15 protein-coding genes are annotated in these 19,633 nt (G+C 71.1%); 12 read left to right on the top strand and 3 right to left on the bottom strand.

Features of this window, described 5'->3' with window-relative positions:
* Positions 1–122 precede the first annotated feature (122 nt).
* The 9 genes from TU31_RS06555 (at position 123) to TU31_RS06515 (ending at position 9,664) form a co-directional block, all read left to right on the top strand.
* On the top strand, positions 123–473 hold the full coding sequence (locus TU31_RS06555; RefSeq protein ID WP_078885587.1) for a YbaB/EbfC family nucleoid-associated protein: 351 nt from the start codon (positions 123–125) through the stop codon (positions 471–473).
* A gap of 51 nt (positions 474–524) precedes the next feature.
* Positions 525–1,124, top strand: coding sequence for a recombination mediator RecR (gene recR / locus TU31_RS06550; RefSeq protein ID WP_018089931.1), 600 nt, complete (start codon positions 525–527; stop codon positions 1,122–1,124).
* A complete protein-coding gene (locus TU31_RS06545) occupies positions 1,117–1,779 on the top strand; it encodes a DUF5063 domain-containing protein (RefSeq protein WP_042150613.1) in 663 nt (220 codons plus the stop codon). The genes recR and TU31_RS06545 overlap by 8 nt, the downstream gene beginning before the upstream one ends.
* A 343-nt stretch (positions 1,780–2,122) precedes the next feature.
* Positions 2,123–3,394, top strand: a complete 1,272-nt coding sequence (locus TU31_RS06540; protein WP_042150611.1) for an aspartate kinase — start codon at positions 2,123–2,125, stop codon at positions 3,392–3,394.
* Positions 3,391–4,506: an aspartate-semialdehyde dehydrogenase gene (locus TU31_RS06535; protein ID WP_245698437.1), complete on the top strand. Its 1,116-nt coding sequence runs from the start codon at positions 3,391–3,393 to the stop codon at positions 4,504–4,506. The genes TU31_RS06540 and TU31_RS06535 overlap by 4 nt, the downstream gene beginning before the upstream one ends.
* A gap of 488 nt (positions 4,507–4,994) precedes the next feature.
* Positions 4,995–5,657, top strand: a complete 663-nt coding sequence (locus tag TU31_RS06530; RefSeq protein WP_181018554.1) for a SigE family RNA polymerase sigma factor — start codon at positions 4,995–4,997, stop codon at positions 5,655–5,657.
* Positions 5,654–7,237, top strand: a complete 1,584-nt coding sequence (locus TU31_RS06525; protein WP_042150608.1) for a hypothetical protein — start codon at positions 5,654–5,656, stop codon at positions 7,235–7,237. The genes TU31_RS06530 and TU31_RS06525 overlap by 4 nt, the downstream gene beginning before the upstream one ends.
* 86 nt (positions 7,238–7,323) lie before the next feature.
* Entirely contained in the window at positions 7,324–8,280 is a 957-nt protein-coding gene (locus TU31_RS06520; protein WP_042150607.1) for an SURF1 family protein, read from the top strand.
* A 397-nt stretch (positions 8,281–8,677) separates the two neighbouring features.
* Positions 8,678–9,664: a cation diffusion facilitator family transporter gene (locus TU31_RS06515; RefSeq protein WP_078885585.1), complete on the top strand. Its 987-nt coding sequence runs from the start codon at positions 8,678–8,680 to the stop codon at positions 9,662–9,664.
* A gap of 494 nt (positions 9,665–10,158) precedes the next feature.
* Here the strand turns inward: TU31_RS06515 and TU31_RS06510 are convergent, their stop codons facing one another.
* The gene (locus TU31_RS06510; RefSeq protein ID WP_042150605.1) at positions 10,159–11,985 is read right to left on the bottom strand and encodes a S9 family peptidase; all 1,827 of its coding nucleotides are present in this window, start codon (positions 11,983–11,985) and stop codon (positions 10,159–10,161) included.
* A 246-nt stretch (positions 11,986–12,231) separates the two neighbouring features.
* On the opposite strand from TU31_RS06510, the gene TU31_RS06505 reads away from it, so the two are divergent.
* Positions 12,232–13,065 (top strand): class I SAM-dependent methyltransferase, encoded by an 834-nt coding sequence (locus tag TU31_RS06505; RefSeq protein ID WP_042150603.1) that lies wholly within the window; start codon positions 12,232–12,234, stop codon positions 13,063–13,065.
* 253 nt (positions 13,066–13,318) lie between these two features.
* Entirely contained in the window at positions 13,319–14,401 is a 1,083-nt protein-coding gene (locus tag TU31_RS06500) for a hypothetical protein (protein ID WP_042150601.1), read from the top strand.
* A gap of 103 nt (positions 14,402–14,504) precedes the next feature.
* Here the strand turns inward: TU31_RS06500 and TU31_RS06495 are convergent, their stop codons facing one another.
* Both TU31_RS06495 and TU31_RS06490 read right to left on the bottom strand, forming a co-directional pair.
* Positions 14,505–15,797, bottom strand: coding sequence for a cytochrome P450 family protein (locus tag TU31_RS06495; RefSeq protein ID WP_042150599.1), 1,293 nt, complete (start codon positions 15,795–15,797; stop codon positions 14,505–14,507).
* 286 nt (positions 15,798–16,083) lie between these two features.
* Positions 16,084–16,845 carry a TetR/AcrR family transcriptional regulator gene (locus tag TU31_RS06490; protein WP_052718860.1) on the bottom strand — a complete coding sequence of 254 codons (762 nt, stop codon included), beginning with the start codon at positions 16,843–16,845 and terminating at the stop codon, positions 16,084–16,086.
* A 596-nt stretch (positions 16,846–17,441) separates the two neighbouring features.
* Between TU31_RS06490 and TU31_RS06480 the strand changes: the two genes are divergently transcribed.
* The gene (locus TU31_RS06480; protein WP_042150592.1) at positions 17,442–19,553 is read left to right on the top strand and encodes a bifunctional polysaccharide deacetylase/glycosyltransferase family 2 protein; all 2,112 of its coding nucleotides are present in this window, start codon (positions 17,442–17,444) and stop codon (positions 19,551–19,553) included.
* Positions 19,554–19,633: the final 80 nt, after the last annotated feature.

The raw sequence follows: 19,633 nt of genomic DNA, 5'->3' as shown, positions 1-19,633 counted from the left end.
CGGGTAACCGGGCGTACGCCCGGCGTACACCCGTGCTCCTCCCTACGGCGTAGGGCGCGGGGCCCGTGAAACACGTAGGCTCGGGCTACCGCACCAATCGTTCGTATGGCAGGAGTCACGTCGTGATCCCCGGTGGTCAGCCCAATATGCAGCAGCTGCTTCAGCAGGCTCAGAAGATGCAGCAGGACCTCGCGGCAGCCCAGCAGGAACTGGCGGAGACACCCGTCGAGGGTTCCGCGGGCGGCGGTCTGGTCAAGGCGACGGTGACCGGCTCCGGAGAGCTCCAGGGCCTGGTCATCGACCCCAAGGCGATCGACACCGACTCCGCGGAGGAGACGGCCGAGACGATCGCCGACCTCGTGCTGGCGGCGGTCCGGGACGCCAACGCCAGCGCCCAGCAGCTCCAGCAGCAGAAGCTCGGTCCGCTCGCCCAGGGTCTGGGCGGTGGCGGAATCCCTGGTCTCCCCTTCTGAGGAGTAGCCAACTAGCGTACGCAACACGGCAGAAGAGAAAGAAGACGTTCCGTGTATGAAGGCGTGGTCCAGGACCTGATCGACGAGTTGGGCAGGCTGCCCGGCGTCGGTCCCAAGAGCGCGCAGCGGATCGCCTTCCACATTCTTCAGGCCGAGCCGACCGATGTCCGCCGGCTCGCGAACGCGCTGATGGAGGTCAAGGCGAAGGTCCGGTTCTGCGGTACCTGCGGCAATGTGGCGCAGGAGGAGCAGTGCCGGGTCTGCCTGGACCCGAGGCGCGATCCGGCGGTCATCTGCGTCGTGGAGGAGCCCAAGGACGTCGTGGCGATCGAGCGGACCCGCGAGTTCCGCGGTCGCTACCACGTCCTCGGTGGGGCGATCAGCCCGATCGAGGGCGTGGGCCCCGACGACCTGCGGATCAGGGAACTGCTGGCCAGGCTCGCGGACGGCACCGTCACCGAGCTGATCCTGGCCACCGACCCGAATCTGGAGGGCGAGGCCACGGCCACGTATCTGGCCCGCATGATCAAACCCATGGGCCTGAGAGTGACGCGACTGGCGAGCGGTCTGCCGGTCGGCGGCGATCTGGAGTACGCGGACGAGGTCACGCTGGGGCGGGCCTTCGAAGGGAGGAGACTTCTCGATGTCTGATGCCACGCTGCACAACGCGACACAGGACCCGGACGACTTCGCGGTATCGATCTCCGATTCGATCGAGAGCTTCATCGTCGCCGTGACGGAAGTCGCCAAGGGCGACGAGCCGGACAGCGCGGTGCCCTTCCTGCTGCTGGAGATCTCCCAGCTGCTGCTCACCGGCGGCCGTCTGGGCGCTCATGAGGACTTCGTCCCCGACGAGCGGTACGAGCCGGACATCGGCCCGGAGCCGGACGTCGACGAGCTGCGCGAGCGCTTCGCGAACCTGCTCGACCCGGTGGACGTGTACTCCGAGGTCTTCGACCCGTATGTGCCGCGCAGCGAGCCGGTCGCCAGCCGGATCTCCGACGACCTGGCCGACATCATCACCGATCTGCGGCACGGTCTGGCGCACTACCGCGCGGGCCGGGTCAGTGAGGCCCTGTGGTGGTGGCAGTTCTCCTACCTCTCCAACTGGGGCCCGACCGCCTCCGCCGCCCTCCGGGCGCTTCAGTCGCTGGTCGCCCACGTACGCCTTGACCAGCCGCTGGACGAGCTGGACGGCCTGGACACCGACAGCGGCGTCAGCGGCGACGAGGAGCAGCTCGCCGAGGAGGCCGGGAAGGTCATGGCGGCGGAGATCGCCGGGCCGCTGGGACTGCGGGGGATGTGAGCCCGGGGGCGGCCGCCGGGGCGGAATGCTCCGGCTCCGTGGGCGTCCTCGCCGTGGCCGGACCCTGTGACCTGGGTTACGTTTCCGTGTGTACCGGCCTGGAGCGGGCATGTGCTCGCCGAGCGGGCGCAACGGTGCGCCTTGTGGAGCCGCCGCGGGACGTGGAACGCACGAGCCAGGTGAACACGGTGAGGTTGCCGTGATCAATGGGTGAGTCCCATGTCTCACGATGTGGTATCAGCAGGGCGGACTCCGCCTGCTCGATAGACTGAGCCGACCGCAGTACCCCCATTTCCGGGGGTCCGGGAGGAAACTCCCGAAGAGACAGTTGCGAGGAGCGCACGTGGGCCTTGTCGTGCAGAAGTACGGCGGCTCATCCGTTGCGGATGCCGAGGGCATCAAGCGCGTTGCCAAGCGAGTCGTCGAAGCCAAGAAGAACGGCAACCAGGTTGTCGTGGTGGTTTCGGCGATGGGCGACACGACGGACGAGCTGATCGATCTCGCGCAGGAAGTGTCCCCGATTCCGTCGGGGCGTGAGTTCGACATGCTGCTGACCGCCGGAGAGCGGATCTCCATGGCCCTGCTGGCGATGGCGATCAAAAACCTCGGCCATGAGGCACAGTCCTTCACGGGCAGCCAGGCCGGTGTCATCACCGATTCCGTGCACAACAAGGCACGGATCATCGACGTCACGCCGGGCCGGATCAAGACCTCCGTCGACGAGGGCAATATCGCCATCGTCGCCGGGTTCCAGGGTGTGTCCCAGGACAAGAAGGACATCACGACGCTGGGGCGCGGTGGGTCGGACACCACCGCCGTCGCGCTGGCGGCCGCCCTGGACGCCGATGTCTGTGAGATCTACACCGATGTGGACGGTGTCTTCACCGCCGACCCGCGGGTCGTGAAGAAGGCCCGGAAGATCGACTGGATCTCCTTCGAGGACATGCTGGAGCTGGCCAGCTCCGGCTCCAAGGTGCTGCTGCACCGTTGCGTCGAATACGCACGCCGTTACAACATCCCGATCCATGTCCGCTCGTCCTTCTCGGGACTGAAGGGCACCTGGGTCAGCAACGAACCGCAAGGGGACCAGCCGATGGAGCAGGCAATCATCTCGGGCGTCGCACATGACACCTCCGAGGCGAAGGTCACGGTCGTCGGAGTCCCGGACAAGCCGGGTGAGGCCGCGCGCATCTTCCGTGCGATCGCGGACTCCGAGGTCAACATCGACATGGTCGTGCAGAACGTGTCGGCCGCCTCGACCGGTCTGACCGACATCTCCTTCACGCTGCCGAAGGCCGAGGGCCGCAAGGCCGTCGCCGCCCTGGAGAAGACCCGGGCCGCGGTCGGCTTCGACTCGCTGCGCTACGACGACCAGATCGCCAAGATCTCGCTGGTCGGCGCGGGGATGAAGACCAACCCGGGCGTCACCGCGACGTTCTTCGAGGCGCTGTCGAACGCCGGCGTGAACATCGAGCTCATCTCGACCTCCGAGATCCGCATCTCGGTCGTCACCCGTGCCGATGACGTCAACGAGGCCGTGTGCGCCGTGCACACCGCCTTCGGTCTCGACACCGACAGTGACGAGGCCGTGGTCTATGGCGGCACCGGTCGATGATTCCGGCCGAGGCGGGCCGTCCGTCCCTCGCTGACACGCTGGGGACGGACGCCCGTACGGCCGCCAAGCCGCAGCTCGCCGTCGTCGGTGCCACCGGCGCCGTCGGCTCGGTCCTGCTGGGCATCCTGTCCGAGCGGGCCGACATCTGGGGCGAGATCCGGCTGATCGCCTCTCCCCGCTCGGCCGGCCGCAAGCTGACCGTGCGGGGCGCGGAGGTCGAGGTCATCGCGCTGAGCGAGGAGGCCTTCGACGGGATCGACGTCGCGATGTTCGACGTCCCCGACGAGGTCTCCGCGCAGTGGGTGCCGGTCGCGGTCGCCAAGGGCGCGGTGGTCATCGACAACGCGGGCACGTTCCGGCTGGACCCGGACGTGCCCCTCGTCGTGCCCGAGGTCAATGCGCACGCCGCCCGGGTCCGCCCGCGCGGCATCATCGCCAACCCGAACTGCACGACGCTCTCGATGATCGTCGCGTTGGGCGCGCTGCACGCCGAGTACGGGCTGAGCGAGCTGATCGTCTCCTCGTACCAGGCCGTTTCCGGGGTGGGCAAAGCAGGCGTCGACACCCTGCGGGCCCAGCTGTCCGCGGTGTCCGGTACGGAGCTGGGGAACACGCCCGGCGATGTGCGGCGGTCCGTCGGGGACACCCTGGGGCCGTTTCCGGCGCCGATCGCCCTCAATGTCGTGCCGTGGGCCGGCTCGCTCCGGGAGGACGGCTGGTCCTCCGAGGAGCTCAAGATCCGTGACGAGTCCCGCAAGATCCTGGGGCTGCCGGAGCTGCCGGTCACCGCGACCTGTGTGCGGGTGCCGGTGATCACGACCCACTCGCTGACCGTGCACGCCCGGTTCGAGAACGAGGTCACGGTGGCCGGTGCGCACGAGATCCTGGCCGCGGCCCCCGGCGTCGTCCTCAGTGACGACCCGGCCCAGGACGAGTACCCCACCCCGGCCGATGTCGTCGGGACGGATCCGACCTGGGTCGGGCGGGTGCGGCGGTCGCTGGACGATCCGCGGGCGCTGGAGCTGTTCGTGTGCGGGGACAATCTGCGCAAGGGGGCGGCTCTCAACACCGCGCAGATCGGCGAGCTGGTGGCGGCCGAGTTCCAGGGGTAGGCCCGGTCCCGGACCGGTTTCCGCGTGCCTTACTGTCTTGCTGGCCCGGTGCTCCGGCGTTCCCGTTTTCCTGGTCTCCCCGCGTTCTGCCGCCGCGCGTTCCGTCGTGGTGGGCGCCGTGGGGGGCGAGTTGGCGGGATCGGCCGTCGTGCCTCGTCCGCCTGGTAGATACTTTGTGCAGCGTGTGAAGATTCTGTGAGCGAATTGCCGGTCCCTGCCTCTTGATCTGGGCTGACGATCCGTTCGACCATTCGCTCCCCGCCGCACTGCAACCGGCAGTTGGGTGGGGGGCGTCTTTGTGGCCGCCCTCAGGGGTGGCCTCAGGGGTGCCCGCGGGCCACAGGGTGAGCCCTCGGGCATCGGGGTCTTCACGTAGGGGCAAATCAGGGCATTCAGGAAGAGCTGGTACGCATGAGGGCATTTGATGCATCGTCAAAAGCGGTGCCTTGCGCGTACAACCCTTATAGGGGGAAGCGTGTCCAACAGGCGTGGCAGAGGTACTCGGATTCACCATCGCCCCAGCGGGCGCAGCCGGCGCGGCAGTGCACCCACCGCGCTCCCGTGTGTCCGGGGGCATGCCGGTGATCGCTCCCTGGCCCACCACGCGTCCCGCACAGATTCCCCCTCAGCGTGGGGACACTGACGACGCGATGGCAGCGGGCACCACAGTCGACCACCTCACCGAGACCTACCGCGCGCACTACCGCTCGCTGCTCGGTCTCGCCGCGCTGCTCCTCGACGACACCGCCTCCTGCGAGGACGTCGTCCAAGAGGCCTTCATCCGCGTGCACTCCGCGCGCGGACGGGTGCGCGAACCCGAAAAGACCCTCGCCTACCTCCGGCAGACCGTCGTCAACCTCTCGCGCTCCGCGCTGCGTCGGCGCATCCTCGGGCTCAAGCTGCTCTCCAAGCCGATGCCCGACATGGCGAGCGCCGAGGAAGGCGCGTACGACCTGCTGGAGCGGGACCAGCTGATCAAGGCGATGCGCGGACTCCAGCGCCGGCAGCGCGAAGTCCTGGTGCTGCGCTACTTCGCCGATATGACCGAGGCGCAGGTCGCCGAGACGCTGGGCATATCGCTCGGTTCCGTGAAGGCCTACGGCTCGCGGGGCATCGCGGCGCTCCGCGTCGCGATGGAGGCTCCGGCATGAGTGGCACGACGTTTGGCCGGCACCACCCGTACGACGCCTGCGGCTCGTACGACACGCTCCGCCCGGGCACCCCGATTTCCCCCAGCACCTCGATCGACCTCATGAACCACAGCGGCACCCCCGGGCCCGGCCCGCTCAACTCGGCCCGCCCCGGCACCCCGTACGGCCGGATCCCCGCAGCACCCGGCGTCCGTGGCGCTCCCGGCCTCGTGGCACGGCGCGACGCGGACGCACCGGATGGCATGCGCGCGCGGCCCGCCGATGCGACGGGTGGGCTCTCTGCGGCGCGTGCGGCGCAAGGGGAGCCCGACGGTGAGCCGGACGGCGGCCGTCAGCCCGACGATCCCTGCGGGCAGGGCACGAAAACCGGCCAAGTATCCGGCAACGGCGATGACATCGCTGTCACGGACAGTGCGACCGGCGCCACGGAGGGTGCCCCGGGCCCCGGTGACGAACCCGACAGTCATGCGTACGGCAGCGACGGGCCCACCGGCTCCGGTTTCGGCGGTGGCACCGGCAACGGCGGCGGCGACGGCCCCGGCCGAAGCCACCCCACCGGCGGCGACTTCGGCGGCGAGGACGATCTCCGGCGGCTGCTGCACTCCCGCGTCGGCGACCTCGAACCCGCGCCGGACGCCCTTGAGCAGCTGCGCCGCGCGGTGCCCGCCCGCCGTCAGCGCCGCCGGCACGCCGTCGTGGGCGCCGCGGCCGCGCTGCTGCTCGGCGGCACCTCCATCCCCGCCATGGTCCACGTGGCCCACCTCGCCGGCAGCTCCGAGGAGCGGCCCGCCAACGCGGCGAGCAGCCCACACCCCCAGGGCGGCGCCGAGGGGGCACACGGCGAAGGCACCGAGCAGGCCGGCCCGCAGCCGGCCGGCAAGGACGGCGAGAAGCCCGGCGAGGACAAGCCCGCCGGCAAGGGCAAGAACCCGGGGAAGAGCGGCGCGGGCCACGGCGCGGGCGCCGGCACCCCCGCCCCGGACGAGACCATGGACGTCACCTCGCCGGTCTGTGGGCGGGAACAGCTCGGCCAGGGCACCAGCACGGTCGGTGCGGCGGACTCCACGGGCCGCGTCTACGGCGCGTTCCGGGTGGTCAACACCTCCGGAACCGCATGCTCCGTCGAGGGCGGCGGCACCATCGGCCTGGTCGCCCAGGGCTCCACGAGCCCCGACCGCATCCATGTCGTCGACCACACCTCAGGCGACGAGGCCACTGGGCTGCCCGACCCGGCCACCACCCCTGACCAGCTGGTTCTCAAGCCGGGGGAGGCGTACGAGGTCAAGTTCGCCTGGATCCCGGAGTCCGGCGGCGGCACCACCGGGTGCGTCAATCCCGGCCCGTCGCCGACGCCCGACGCCTCCAAGGACCCGGGACAGTCCCCGGACGGCGCGACCCCGCCCGGCGACGGCGGCGGCGAGACGGGCGGCAGCGAGGGCCCCGGCGACGGCGGCACCGCGCCCGGCGGCATCGTGCTCAGCCACACACCGGAGGCGGGTGAACCCGCCACGGCCGACGCCAAGGTCACGGACGCCTGCGCGGGAACGGTCTACCGCACCGAGGCGCTCGCGGCGCAGTGACCCGACGGCCCAGGTCCCGGCCGTCGGGGCCGGACCGCGGAGGGGCCGGTGCGGCCCCGTGGGCCGGGCCCCGTACCGTTGAGGGCGTGTACCGGTTCCTGCTGACCCCGCGGTGGTGGGGAATCAACGTCTTCGCCGTACTGGCGATCCCCGTCTGCATCTTCATGGGCAGCTGGCAGCTGAGCCGCTTCGAGGACCGCGTCGACAGCCACCGGCAGCAGGAGGACCGCTCCGCCCGGGCCAAGACCGCGGCCGCCCGCCCCCTGGAGCGGCTGCTGCCCGTCGACCAGGTGACCTCCGGCCGCCAGGCCAGTGCCCGCGGCCACTACGACACCGGACACCAACTGCTCGTACCGGGCCGCACGTTGAAGGACAAGCACGGCGAGCGGCAGGGCTTCTACGTCCTCACGCTGCTCCGTACGGACGGCGGCAAGGCCCTGCCGGTCGTCCGGGGCTGGCTGCCCGGCGACGCCGGCGCCAAGGCCGACACGGCGAAGGTGCCCGCGCCGCCCAAGGGCGAGGTGACGGTCACCGGCGCCCTCCAGGCCTCCGAGAGCCAGGGCACCGACGGCGTACCGGGCGGCGGCGGGCCGGCACCGGGCCGGCTCACCATGATCAGCGCGGCGTCGCTGGTCAACATCGTGCCGTATGACGTCTATGACGCCTGGATCACGCTCACCGACACCCAGGCCCCGCTGCGCGCCGTCCCGCCGGCCGCGGCCGAGGGCAGCGGACTCGACCTCAAGGCCTTCCAGAACCTCGGCTACACCGGCGAGTGGTTCGTCTTCGCCGGCTTCGTGGTCTTCATGTGGTTCCGCCTCTTCCGCCGCGAGTCCGAGGCCGCCAGGGATGCGGCGTTGGGGATCGGGGTGGGGGTTGACGGTGCTGTGGGGGCTGACGGTGGCGTGGGGCCCGAGGGCGGCGTGGGGCCGGAGGGCTGCGCGGGGGCGGAAGGTGGCGTGGAGTTGGACGGTGGCGTGGGGGCGGAAGGTGGCGAAGGGCAGGGCGAGGCGGCGTCGGCCGGTAGGGCCGGCGGCCGGTAGCCACTGCCCGGAGCGTCCGGCAGCGCGCGCCGCCCGGCGGCCTGAAATCCGCGCCGGCCCGCGACCCGCACGGGACCTGCTTCTGCAACGAGGTCGCACCTGGTCAGCGGGCGTATCACGCTGGTAGCCGCAATCGAATCGGCGTGCCACGGTAGGGCCTATGGCAGGCAAGGGGACTCAGCCGCAGGGCAATGATCACCTGTCCGGCCAGGGGCAGCCGGAGGGGCGTGGGCACGCGGAGGGGCGTGGTGCCGCGCCGGGGCACGGCCCCCACGTGCAGGGTTCCGCGGGTTCCGTGCAGGGCCACAGCCCGGCGCAAGGCCGCGGCCACGGCCACGTGCAAGGCCATGCCACTGAGCCCCCGCACCCTCCACACCACTCCGGCCGCCTGGCACGTTTGCGGCACCGGCTCGCCCACCTCCTCACCCCGCACAGCCATGCGGCCGTGGACAAGGTCGACACCGCGCTGGAGACCTCCCGCGACGGCCTGCGCACGCTCTGGATCTCGCTCGGCATCCTCGGCCTGACCAGTCTGATCCAGCTGGTGATCGTCGCCCTGTCCGGCTCGGTGGCACTGCTCGGCGACACGATCCACAACGCCGCCGACGCACTGACCGCCGTACCGCTGGGCATCGCCTTTCTGCTCGGACGCCGGGCCGCGAACCGCCGCTACACCTACGGCTACGGCCGCGCCGAGGACCTCGCGGGCATCGCCATCGTGCTCACGATCGCGGCCTCCTCGGTATGGGCCGCGTACGAGTCCGTGGACCGGCTGCTGCACCCCCGCGATGTCACCCACCTGTGGGCCGTGGCCGTGGCCGCCGTGATCGGGTTCCTCGGCAACGAATGGGTCGCCCGCTACCGCATCCGTACCGGCCGCAGGATCGGCTCGGCCGCGCTCGTCGCGGACGGCCTGCATGCCCGTACCGACGGCTTCACCTCCCTCGCCGTCCTGCTCGGCGCGGGGGGCGCGGCGCTCGGCTGGCAGCAGGCCGACCCGCTCATCGGCCTGCTGATCACCGCCGCGATCCTCATGGTGCTGCGCGGCGCCGCCCGGGAGGTCTACCGGCGGCTGATGGACTCCGTCGACCCCGCACTCATCGACGCCGCCGAGACCGCACTACGCGCGGTGGACGGTGTCCATGGCGTCGGGCAGGTCCGGATGCGTTGGATCGGGCACACCCTGCGGGCCGAGGCGGACATCGTCGTCGACGCCCGGCTGACGGTGGTGCAGGCCCATGCCCTGGCCGTAGCCGCCGAACACGCCCTCATCCACGCCGTCCCCCGCCTCACCGCCGCCACCGTCCACACGGACCACACCCCCGACAACACCCCTGAGGGCCGCAACCCCCACGCAGCCCTGACCCATCACACCAGTCCCTGACCTCTCGTCCCTTCCCCCCCGGGGGCCCCTCCCCCCCCGCCCCACCCTCTCCTCACCACCACCCACCCACAGCTCAACGCCGCACCTACGGCCACGCCCCGGGCCCCGCGGCCGTGTTCATGCTTCGGCGCTGCACCCGCTGCCGCGCCCCCGCCCCACGCCGCACCTACGGCCACGCCCCGGCCCCGCGCCCGTGCTCATGCTCCGACGCCGTACCTGCTGCCGCGCCCCGGCCAGCGGCCGCGCTCACGCCCCCACGCCGCAGCCGCGCTCACGTCCTGCCCCGCGGCCGCCCACGCCAAGGCACCCCGCCGTCCCTGCGCTCGCGCCCCGCTCCCGTGGCCCTGCCCCGTCCCGCCGCAACCACGGGTCTGGCTCGCTCCCCCCCCAGGCCCGCGGGGAGCGGCGCGGTCAGCCACAACGCAGCCGCAGCCGCGGCCGCACGACGGACGCAGACCACTCCGCCCCTCCGGCCGCTCCCCGCAGGAACCCCCTCAGCTCCTCTCGTTCACATGCCGCTGGGCGAAGTCGAGTTCCAGGCGGACCTGCTTGATGCGTTCCTCCACCACGAGGGAGCCGTGTCCGGCGTCGTAGCGGTAGACCTCGTGCGGATGGCTGCGGTCCGCCAGGCGCTGGACATAGTTCTCCACCTGCTGGATGGGGCAGCGTGGGTCGTTGACGCCGGCGGAGATATAGACCGGGGCCCGCACCGCGTCCACATACGTCAGCGGTGACGACGCCTCGAAGCGCTCCGGGACCTCCTCAGGCGTGCCGCCGAGCAGCGTCCGGTCCATCGCCTTGAGGGCTTCCATCTCGTCGTTGTACGCCGTGACGTAGTCCGCGACCGGAACCGCCGCCAGGCCCACGGCCCAGGCGTCCGGCTGGGTACCGAGCCCCAGCAGCGTCAGATAGCCGCCCCATGAGCCGCCCGACAGCACCAGCCGCTCCGGGTCGGCCAGTCCGGACGAGACCGCCCATTCGCGCACCGCGGCGATGTCCTCCAGCTCGATCAGCCCGACGCGATGCTTGAGGGCATCCGTCCAGGCGCGCCCGTAGCCGGTCGAACCGCGGTAGTTGACGCGTACGACCGCGAAGCCGTGGTCCACCCAGGCCGCGGGGGACGAGGCGAACGCGTCGCTGTCGTGCCAGGTCGGACCGCCGTGGATGTCGAACACCGTCGGGAAGGGGCCCTCGCCCGCCGGCTGCTGCACCAGGGCGTGGATACGACCACCGGGGCCCTCCACCCAGACGTCCCGCACAGGCACCGACCCGGGCGCCTTCATACCGGGCGGGTCCAGCACGACCTCGCCGCTCGTCGACCGCACCTCTGGGGGCTGCGCCGCCGACGACCACAGGAACTCCACCGTGCCGTCCGGCCGTGCCGTGGCCCCCGAGACCGTGCCGGCCGGGGTCTCGACCCGGGTCAGCGGACCGGCCGCCCCGGCGGCCGCGTCGCCGGCACCGGCCGGGGCGCCGTGGCCGCCCGGCGTGCCCAGCTCATAGCGCCACAGCTCGCTCCGTGCCTGGTACTCGTGCTCCACCAGCAGCGCCGACCCGTCGGGGTACCAGTCGGCGCCCACATCTCCGGGCAGGTCGATGTCCAGGGCGGTCTCCACCCCGGTCAGCGGGTCCCAGATCATCGGCTCCCAGCGGCCCCTCCGCTGGTGTCCGACCAGCAGCCGGGCGTCCCCGTCCACCGGTGCGAAGCCCATCACCGACAGGCCCAGCTCCTCGGTCCCGCCCTTGGTGTCGTCCAGCTCCGCGACGGTGGAGCCGTCGGGCCGTACGACGCGGATCGCGGAGTGCATCGCATCGCCGTGCTCGGTGTGTTCGAGGGCGATCAGCGAGCCGTCGTGCGAGAGATCGCCGACGCCCGCGGACTCGCGGTGCCGGTAGATCTCCACCGGTGGTTCGCCCGGCCGCACGACATGGACCGTCGAGCCCTCCTCGTCCGTCGAGCATCCGACGACCGCCGTGCCGTCCCGGCCGATCGCCAGCCCTCCCGGGTACGAGGGGGCGAGCCCCGGGGTCGCCGGCTCATCCGGGCCGCCCTCGAAGGGCTGCCGCATCCAGACACCGAACTCGTCCCCGTCGGTGTCCGAGAACCACCAGATCGACCGGCCGTCCGGCGACAGCGTCCCGTCCGTCGTGCCGTTCGGCCGGTCCGTGACCTGCCGCTGCTTGCCGGTGGCCCGGTCCCAGGCGTAGAGCTCGAAGGTGCCGGTGGCGTTCGAGACGAACAGGGAACGGTCCGGGGCGTCCTCGGCCCAGTCCGGCAGCCCGATCCGCGGTGCGCGGAAGCGCTTCTCCCAGTCCGGCATCGAGGCGTCCGTGCCGCCCGCGTCCGCCGAGCCGGTCGCGCTCGTCGTCGACCCGTCCGCCCCTGTTATCGGGCCGGCCGAGCCGGTCCCCGTACCGGCCGTGAGCCGGGTGTCGGTGGTCGAAGGGAGTGGAGCGGTGGCGTCGGGGCCTGGGGCTGGGGTCGTCTCGTCAGTCATGGGCCCATTCTGCGCCCGGGGCGGGAAATCCGTTGGCGAGGGTCGCAAGGCTGTGGATAACTTCGCCGAATGCGCAGAATTACGGGTGCCGAGGACTGGCGGGAGGCGAATCGTGCGAGGTGGGACGAGCGCGTCGCCATCCACACTGCGAGTGATTATTACGACCAGGACAGGTTCCGCCGGGTCCGGGACGTGCTCCGTGACTTCGAGGTCGCGGAGGTCGGCGATGTCACCGGCCGGTCCCTCCTCCACCTCCAGTGCCACTTCGGCCAGGACACCCTCTCCTGGGCCCACCGTGGCGCGGCCCGCGTCGTCGGCCTGGACTTCTCCGAAGCGGCCATCGACACCGCCCGCGCCCTCGCCGCCGAGCTCGGCTACGGCCCGGACCGTGCGGCGTTCGTCGCCGCCGATGTCTATGACGCCGCCGAAGCCGTCCCCGACGCCGCGTACGACATCGTCTACACCGGCATCGGCGCCCTGAACTGGCTCCCGGACCTGGAACGCTGGGCCGACACCGCCGCCTCCCTCGTCGCCCCCGGCGGCTTCCTCTACCTCGCCGAATTCCACCCGCTCTGCGACGCCCTGGACGACGAGACCGGCTCGCGCATCGTCCACGACTACTTCAGCCGCGACGCCTGGGTGGACGAAGCCCCCGGCACCTACACGGACTTCGGCGCGCCGACGGTCAACAACCGCAGCGTCGAATGGCAGCATCCGCTCGGCGATGTCGTCTCCGCCCTGGCCGCCACCGGCCTGCGCATCGACTTCCTGCACGAGCACGACAAGACGATGTTCCAGCGCTTCACCGCACTGAGCCGTCACGACGACGGCTACCACCGTTTCGCCGCCGACCGCCCCCGCATCCCTCTCATGTACTCGCTGCGGGCCGGCCGCCCGAGTTGAGGACGGTCGGACCGGCGGCCGGCAATCCCGCCCCGGCCCGGCCGTATGCCGCCCGTCCGTATGCCCGGCCCAGCCGTACGCCCGGCTCGCGTGCCCGACGGCCCAGGGGCCGCTGCCGGCCGACCGTGCCCGGGCGGCTAAGTTCGGGCGTCGAGTGACGTGACAACGGTCGTGGGGTGCGGCACCACACGACGGTCGTGTGGTGGGACGCCACGCGGCACACATCAACGGGGGATTCACCGTGCGCAGGCCCATGCTCATGCCCATACGTATCGCCGGCGCGGTCGGTGTCAGCGCGCTCATGCTGCTGACCGCGGGGTGCGCCGGCGGTCCCGGAGCCGGCAAGGCCCGGCCGGGGGCCCCGGAAGCCGTCACGCCCGCCGAGCCGCTGCCGATGAAGGCCACACCGCGCCCGGCCACCTGGACCGACTCCGACGACAAGGCGCACCAGCTGCGGATCACGCCCACCCGGCTGGCCCGCGGCTCGGACTCCGACCTGGTGCACATCCAACTGGACGACGACCTCAAGGGGATGGTGCCGTACTACCTCACCTTCTCCTACACCAACACCGGCAAGAAGACGGTGCGCGATGTGGACCCGGCGCGGAACTTCTCCGTCAACGGGGCGGACGGGCAGGCCGCCGAGCAGGTCTCGCTGTTCAGGAGCAACCCGATGGCCACCGGCTCGGGCGAGCCCCCGGAGTGCCGCGAGAGCGGCGAGGCAGCACTGGCGGCCGGTGCCACCGCGGCGATCTGCCAGATCTTCATGCTGCCCAAGGACCAGCGGCCGGCGACCGTCTCGTACAAGGACGACGGCGGTGACACCCTGATCTGGCAGGTCGGCGGCGGCAAGGGCGGTGCGTCCGCCGGAGTGCTGCCCGCGGGCAAGACCGCCGACGGCAGCACGGAGGACGCCCACAGCCGCCCCGTCCCGCTGCGCATCACACCGAAGGGCGTGCGCACCGGCTCCCTCGCCGACCTGAGCCGCTTCGACCTGGATGCGGACGAGAAGAAGCTGATCCCGTATTACGTGACGATGCAGTACCGGAACAGCGGTACGTATGACCTGCTGCCCAGCATGAGCGACGGGGTGACGTTGCGGACCACGGGCGGTCAGACCGTGCAGAAGCTGACGCTGATCGACATCGGCGGCCCGGGGGTCGGCCGGTGCCCCGACGCCGTTCCGCACAAGATGGTCAAGCCGGGCGGCACCGTCACCGAATGCTCCATCCATCTGCTGCCGAAGGGCGATGCCCCGGCCGCCGTCGTCTTCGACGGTGAAGGGGAGGGCGCGGAGCGGGTCACCTGGCGGGCGTCGGTGGACGACGGGAAATAGCGGCGGCGGAGAGGGCCCCGTGCGGAGAACTCGCCCGCACGGGGCCCTTGTGGCGTCGGCGACCGTCCGGCGACGGTGGCCGCGTGCCAGCCGTACGGGACGGTCACCCCAGTCGCAGCGGCAGGCGGTCCAGCCGCCAGCTGCCGGGCACCTGCGTCCGCTCCAGCTGTTCCGCCGCGACGCCCAGCGACAGCTCCGGGTAGTGCGTGAAGAGCCGGGAGAGCGCGACCTCGCCCTCCTGTTTGGCGAGGGTGGCGCCCAGGCAGTAGTGCATCCCGTGGCCGAACCCCACATGGTTCTCGGCGTGGCCGGCGGGATGACGGGTCAGGTCGAGACGGTCGGGGTCGGTGTAGTGGCGGGGATCGAAGTTCGCCGATACCAGGATCATTTGTACGGCGTCGCCCTTGCGGATCGTCGTCCCGGCGACCTCGACGTCCTCGGAGGCGAACCGCAGCTGGGTCATGTGCACCGGCCCGCACCAGCGCATCAGCTCGTGGACGGCGCGCGGAAGCAGCGCCGGGTCGTCCTTGAGCAGGCGCAGCTGGTCGGGGTGGGTGAGCAGCGCCGCCGTGCCGTTGCCTATGAGGTGTGCGGTGGTCTCGTGGCCCGCCAGGACGATGGTGAGGACCATGGTGACCATCTCGATGTCGCTGAGCCGGCCGCCGTCGTCGTCATGGGTACGGATCAGCTCACTGAGCAGATCGTCGGTGAGTGCGTCGCGCCGCTCGCGGATCAGCTCATGGATGTGCTCGATCATCGCCGGGAACGCGGTGCTCAGCCGCTCCGGCTCCAGCGAAACGAGGTCGGCACCCCACTTCCGCCATTGCGGACGATCCGCTTCGGCTATGCCGACCAGTTCGCAGATCACGGTGATCGGCAGGGGGTAGGCGAAGTGCTGGATGAGGTCGACCACACCGTCCTCGGCGTGCTCGGGAAGCCGGGCCAGCAGCTCGTCGGTGATCTGCTCGACCCGCGGCCGCAGGTCGGTGATCTTGCGTGCCGTGAAGGCGCGCGAGACCAGCCGGCGCAGCCGGGTGTGGTCGGGAGCGTCGTAGTTGAGGATCGATCCCAGCAGATACGGCCGGAAATGGTCGGGCAACCCCAGCATCTCCAGCAGCCTGACCGCGGGGCTCTCGTCGATCGAGCGGCCCAGGGACGGTGCGGCCGGATTGTTCACGAACCGCTGATCGCGCAGGACTTGGCGGACCTCTTCGAAGCGCGTCACGAGCCAGACGGGCGAGTCGTCCATGAACCGGCCCCGTACGACCGGGCCTTGCTCACGCAGTGCGCCGTAGCCGCCGAACGGGTCGGTGATCAGCGCCGGGTCCATCACATTCGGCTCGCCAGGGTGCTTCCCGACGTGTGCGGCGAGCGGGGAGCTGGATAATGCCGACATCTTTCGATCTCCTCCGGGTTGGGAGTCGGGCCCGCGGGCCCGGGTGGGGCCCGGCCGGGCCAGGGCTGGGACGTGGCTCTTTTCCTTCGGGGAACGCGCGTGGGCAGTCGTGGCCGGATATTCCGCCGGGCGGAGTCAGCCGGGTGGATTCCGCTTCGTGGAGTCGGCGGCGGGCGGCCGGTCGCGTGCCGCCCCTCGTAGGGAGCCCTGCCCGCATCCGAAGGGAGAGGAATCTCTGTTCGAATCCACCGGGAGAATCCGCCCCCGCGGAAAATCCGCGGCGGTCTCAGTCACGTATCTGCCGGCGCATCTCCTGTGCGCAGAGTTCGGCGAAACGCTCGTAGCGGGCGATGATCTCGGGAGCGGCCGCGGTCGCGGCGGCGCGCAGTCGGGCCGAAGCGGCGTCCGGCCCGGAGCCGGAGCCCAGGTCGGAGCCGGGATGCGGGCCGGCGTCGGCCGGCACCTCCAGCGCGCTTCGGACGGTGTGGGCGAGGATGCCGGCGCGTACCTCCAGGCCGTCCGGGGCACGGTCGATGAGCAACGCCTCGGACATGAAGAATCCGCTGCATGTCGCCAACAAGGCGTATTGCTGGTGTTGTACGTCGGTGTCGCGGCGCACCAGGCCGTGCTCGCGGAGCACTTCGAGATGCTGACGCAGATTCCGGTCGCCCGCGACGATCAGATCCGCGAACTCCTGCTTGGCGGTCTCGTTGAGCCGGCCGAGGATATCGCCGTTGTCACTGTAGGCCGCGCGCAATACCGGTTCGGCCTGGAATTCGAGGAAGAGCCGGCTCATCATCCGGCTCGGCAGAATCTCCAGCGGATCCGCCCGTAGCCGCTCCAACTGCCGCTGGTGCATTCGGGATTGGGCCTTCAGCATCACGGCGAGGAGCAGTGAGTCCTTGGTCTTCCAGTGCAGATAGACCGTGCCCTTGCCGACGTTGGCGCGGCGGGCGATCTCATCGATCGTCACCCGCCGGTAGCCCCAGGCGAGCAGCAACTCACCCGCCGCGTCCAGGATGCGGTCAGCGCGCTGCGCTCGTTCCATGCCGTGGCCCCCCTCCGGCTCCATGACCAGATTTCGAATCCGGTCACGCAGTCAAAGCTAGGTCGGACGCAGCCGGGGGGTAAGGGTGTTTTCAGTCACCGGCCGGGGCGGCTCCCGGTGGGGTCGGGTGTTACAACACTCTCAGACGGCGGGGGCGGGACGTCGCGTTGCAGAGGTCGCAATACCGGGCAAAGGTCACTGGAAAAATCCGTCTGACCTGGTCAAATGTCGCGCGGGTGCGAACGCCGGGACGCCGGCTCGGAGGCTTGTCACCGCGGCAAGGGGTCTTGGGCGGAGACCGTTACCCGATCTTCGCAGTGAGTACACTCGCCGACCATGTGTGAGGCCAGCCGGAACGCAAAACGGCAGAAAATACGTCTTCCCCAGTCATGTGCCGACGCTTCCGCCCGGCACGGAAACGTGCTGCGGAAGTCGGTCGCCGCCGCCGGAGGCGCCCCCCGCCGGGCGACCGCCGCGGCCGCCGGCGACGTCCCGACGTTCCTCACCCGCGCCGCGGGCGCTCCGGCGGCAGCCGCCGGCGGCCCCGTCCGAAGACACCCCGCCCCCACCGTGACCGAGGTCACCGCGGGAGCGACGTGAGGCGCCGCACGAACGGTGGCCGGCACGCGCAGTCCCGTGATCCCCGGGGGCACTGGCTGCTGCTGATGCTCGTCCTCCCCCTCGTCTTCGGCGCTCTGCTCTTCGAGGGCTGGACCGCCCACGAGGTCGACGCCGCGAAGACCCGGAGCGACTGCACCACGCCGGTGCCGAGCGCGGTGGACAAGGGCGGTCCGGTGGTGCGCCTCGACGGTGGCAAGGTGAAGTCCGCCGGGATGCCCCGCCGCAACGTGGCCCTCACCTACGACGGGGGGCCCGACCCCGTATGGACGCCACGCCTGCTCGATCTGCTGCGCAAGCATCATGCGCACGCCACGTTCTTCGTGCAGGGAGCGAAGGCCGCTCAGTACCCGGACCTGGTGCGCCGCATCAAGGCCGAGGGGCATGAGATCGGGTCGAACACCTACACCGGCGCGGTCATGGGCGCGGCCTCGCCCGTCCGTGCCCAGCTGGAGCTGGCGCTGACGCAGAAGGCGCTGGCGGGCACCGCGGGCATCCACACCGACCTGCTGCGGCTGCCGCAGACCACCGCGGTGGACACCATGTGCGGTCCGGAGTGGAAGGCCGCCCAGAAGGCCGCCGCGGACGGCTACACGCTGGTCGCCGCCGACCGGTGGTTCCGTAAGCCGTCACAGGGCGTGGTCCGGCAGTTCAGTCACAACGATGTCGCCTACCACGACACCGAAAAACTGCTCAACAATCGCAAAGTCGACAAATTCACCACGGTGACGTTCGGGGCCGGACTGCCCCCGGCCGACACCCCGGCCCCCGCCCCGGAGCGATGGCTGGGCACGGCCCTGGTCTGGATCAAAGCCCTCGGGTACGCCTTCGTGCAGGGGATGACCTGGGTGCTGGGCATCGCCGGTGCCCTGGGCGTCCTGCGGCTGGCCTCCCTCGTCTTCTTCGCCCGCGCCCATGTCCGGCGGCTGGAGCGCTTCCGGCCGGGTTCCCCCTGGCTACGCGAGATCACCGACCCGGTGACGGTCCTGGTCCCCGCCTACAACGAAGCGGCCGGCATCGAGTCCACCGTCCGTTCGCTGCTCGCCTCCACCCATCCGCAACTACAGATCATCGTGATCGACGACGGGTCGACGGACGACACCGCGGACATCGCCACCTGGATCGACGACCCCCGTGTGGAGGTGATCCGCCAGCCCAACTCGGGCAAGGCGGCCGCCCTCAACACCGGTCTGGCCCACGCGCGATGCGACATCGTCGTCATGGTCGACGCCGATACCGTCTTCGAGCCGGACGCCATCTACCGGCTCATCCAGCCGCTCGCCCACCCGGCCGTGGGCGCGGTCAGCGGCAACACCAAGGTCGGCAACCGGCGCCGCCTGCTCGGCAGATGGCAGCACCTGGAGTACGTCTTCGGGTTCAACCTCGACCGGCGGATGTTCGAGGTCCTGGAGTGCATGCCGACGGTCCCCGGCGCCATCGGCGCCTTCCGCCGGGACGCACTGATGGGCGTCGGCGGGGTCAGCGAGGACACCCTCGCCGAGGACACCGACCTGACCATGGCCCTGTGGCAGGCGGGATGGCGGGTGGTCTACGAGGAGACCGCGATCGCCTGGACCGAAGTGCCCACCTCGCTGAGCCAGTTGTGGCGGCAGCGGTACCGCTGGTGCTACGGCACGCTCCAGGCCATGTGGAAGCACCGCCGTGCCGTCATCGAAGTGGGCCCGGCCGGCCGCTTCGGACGCCGCGGACTGAGCTACCTCACCCTCTTCCAGGTCGCCCTGCCGCTGCTCGCGCCGATCGTCGACGTCTTCGCCCTCTACGGGGCGCTCTTCCGCGGTCCGGTGCTCTCGGCCGGGGTGTGGGTCGGCTTCCTCGCGCTCCAACTGGCCTGCGCCGGCTACGCCCTGCGGCTCGACGGCGAGCCGGTGCGGACGCTGTGGGCGATGCCGCTCCAGCTCTTCGTCTACCGGCAGCTGATGTACCTGGTGGTCATCCAGTCCGTGGTGGCCTTCCTGCTCGGCACCCGGCTGAAGTGGCAGCGTATGCACCGCTCCGGCACCGCCGCGCAGCACATCGGTCAGCCGGAGCTCGGCCAGCCGGTCGCGTACGAGAGTTTGCCGTCGCGATGACCGTCGGAAGTGTGGCCCCAGGGTGTCCGCCCGGCTACGGACCGGACGGACACCCCGCGCGGCGCGGCCGGGCGCTCCCC

It is taken from the genome of Streptomyces lydicamycinicus (assembly GCF_000829715.2).
In the GTDB taxonomy this organism is placed as follows: Bacteria; Actinomycetota; Actinomycetes; order Streptomycetales; family Streptomycetaceae; genus Streptomyces; species Streptomyces lydicamycinicus.
Note: the sequence above shows the minus strand (reverse complement) of the source record. Positions and strands in the feature narration are given on the sequence as shown.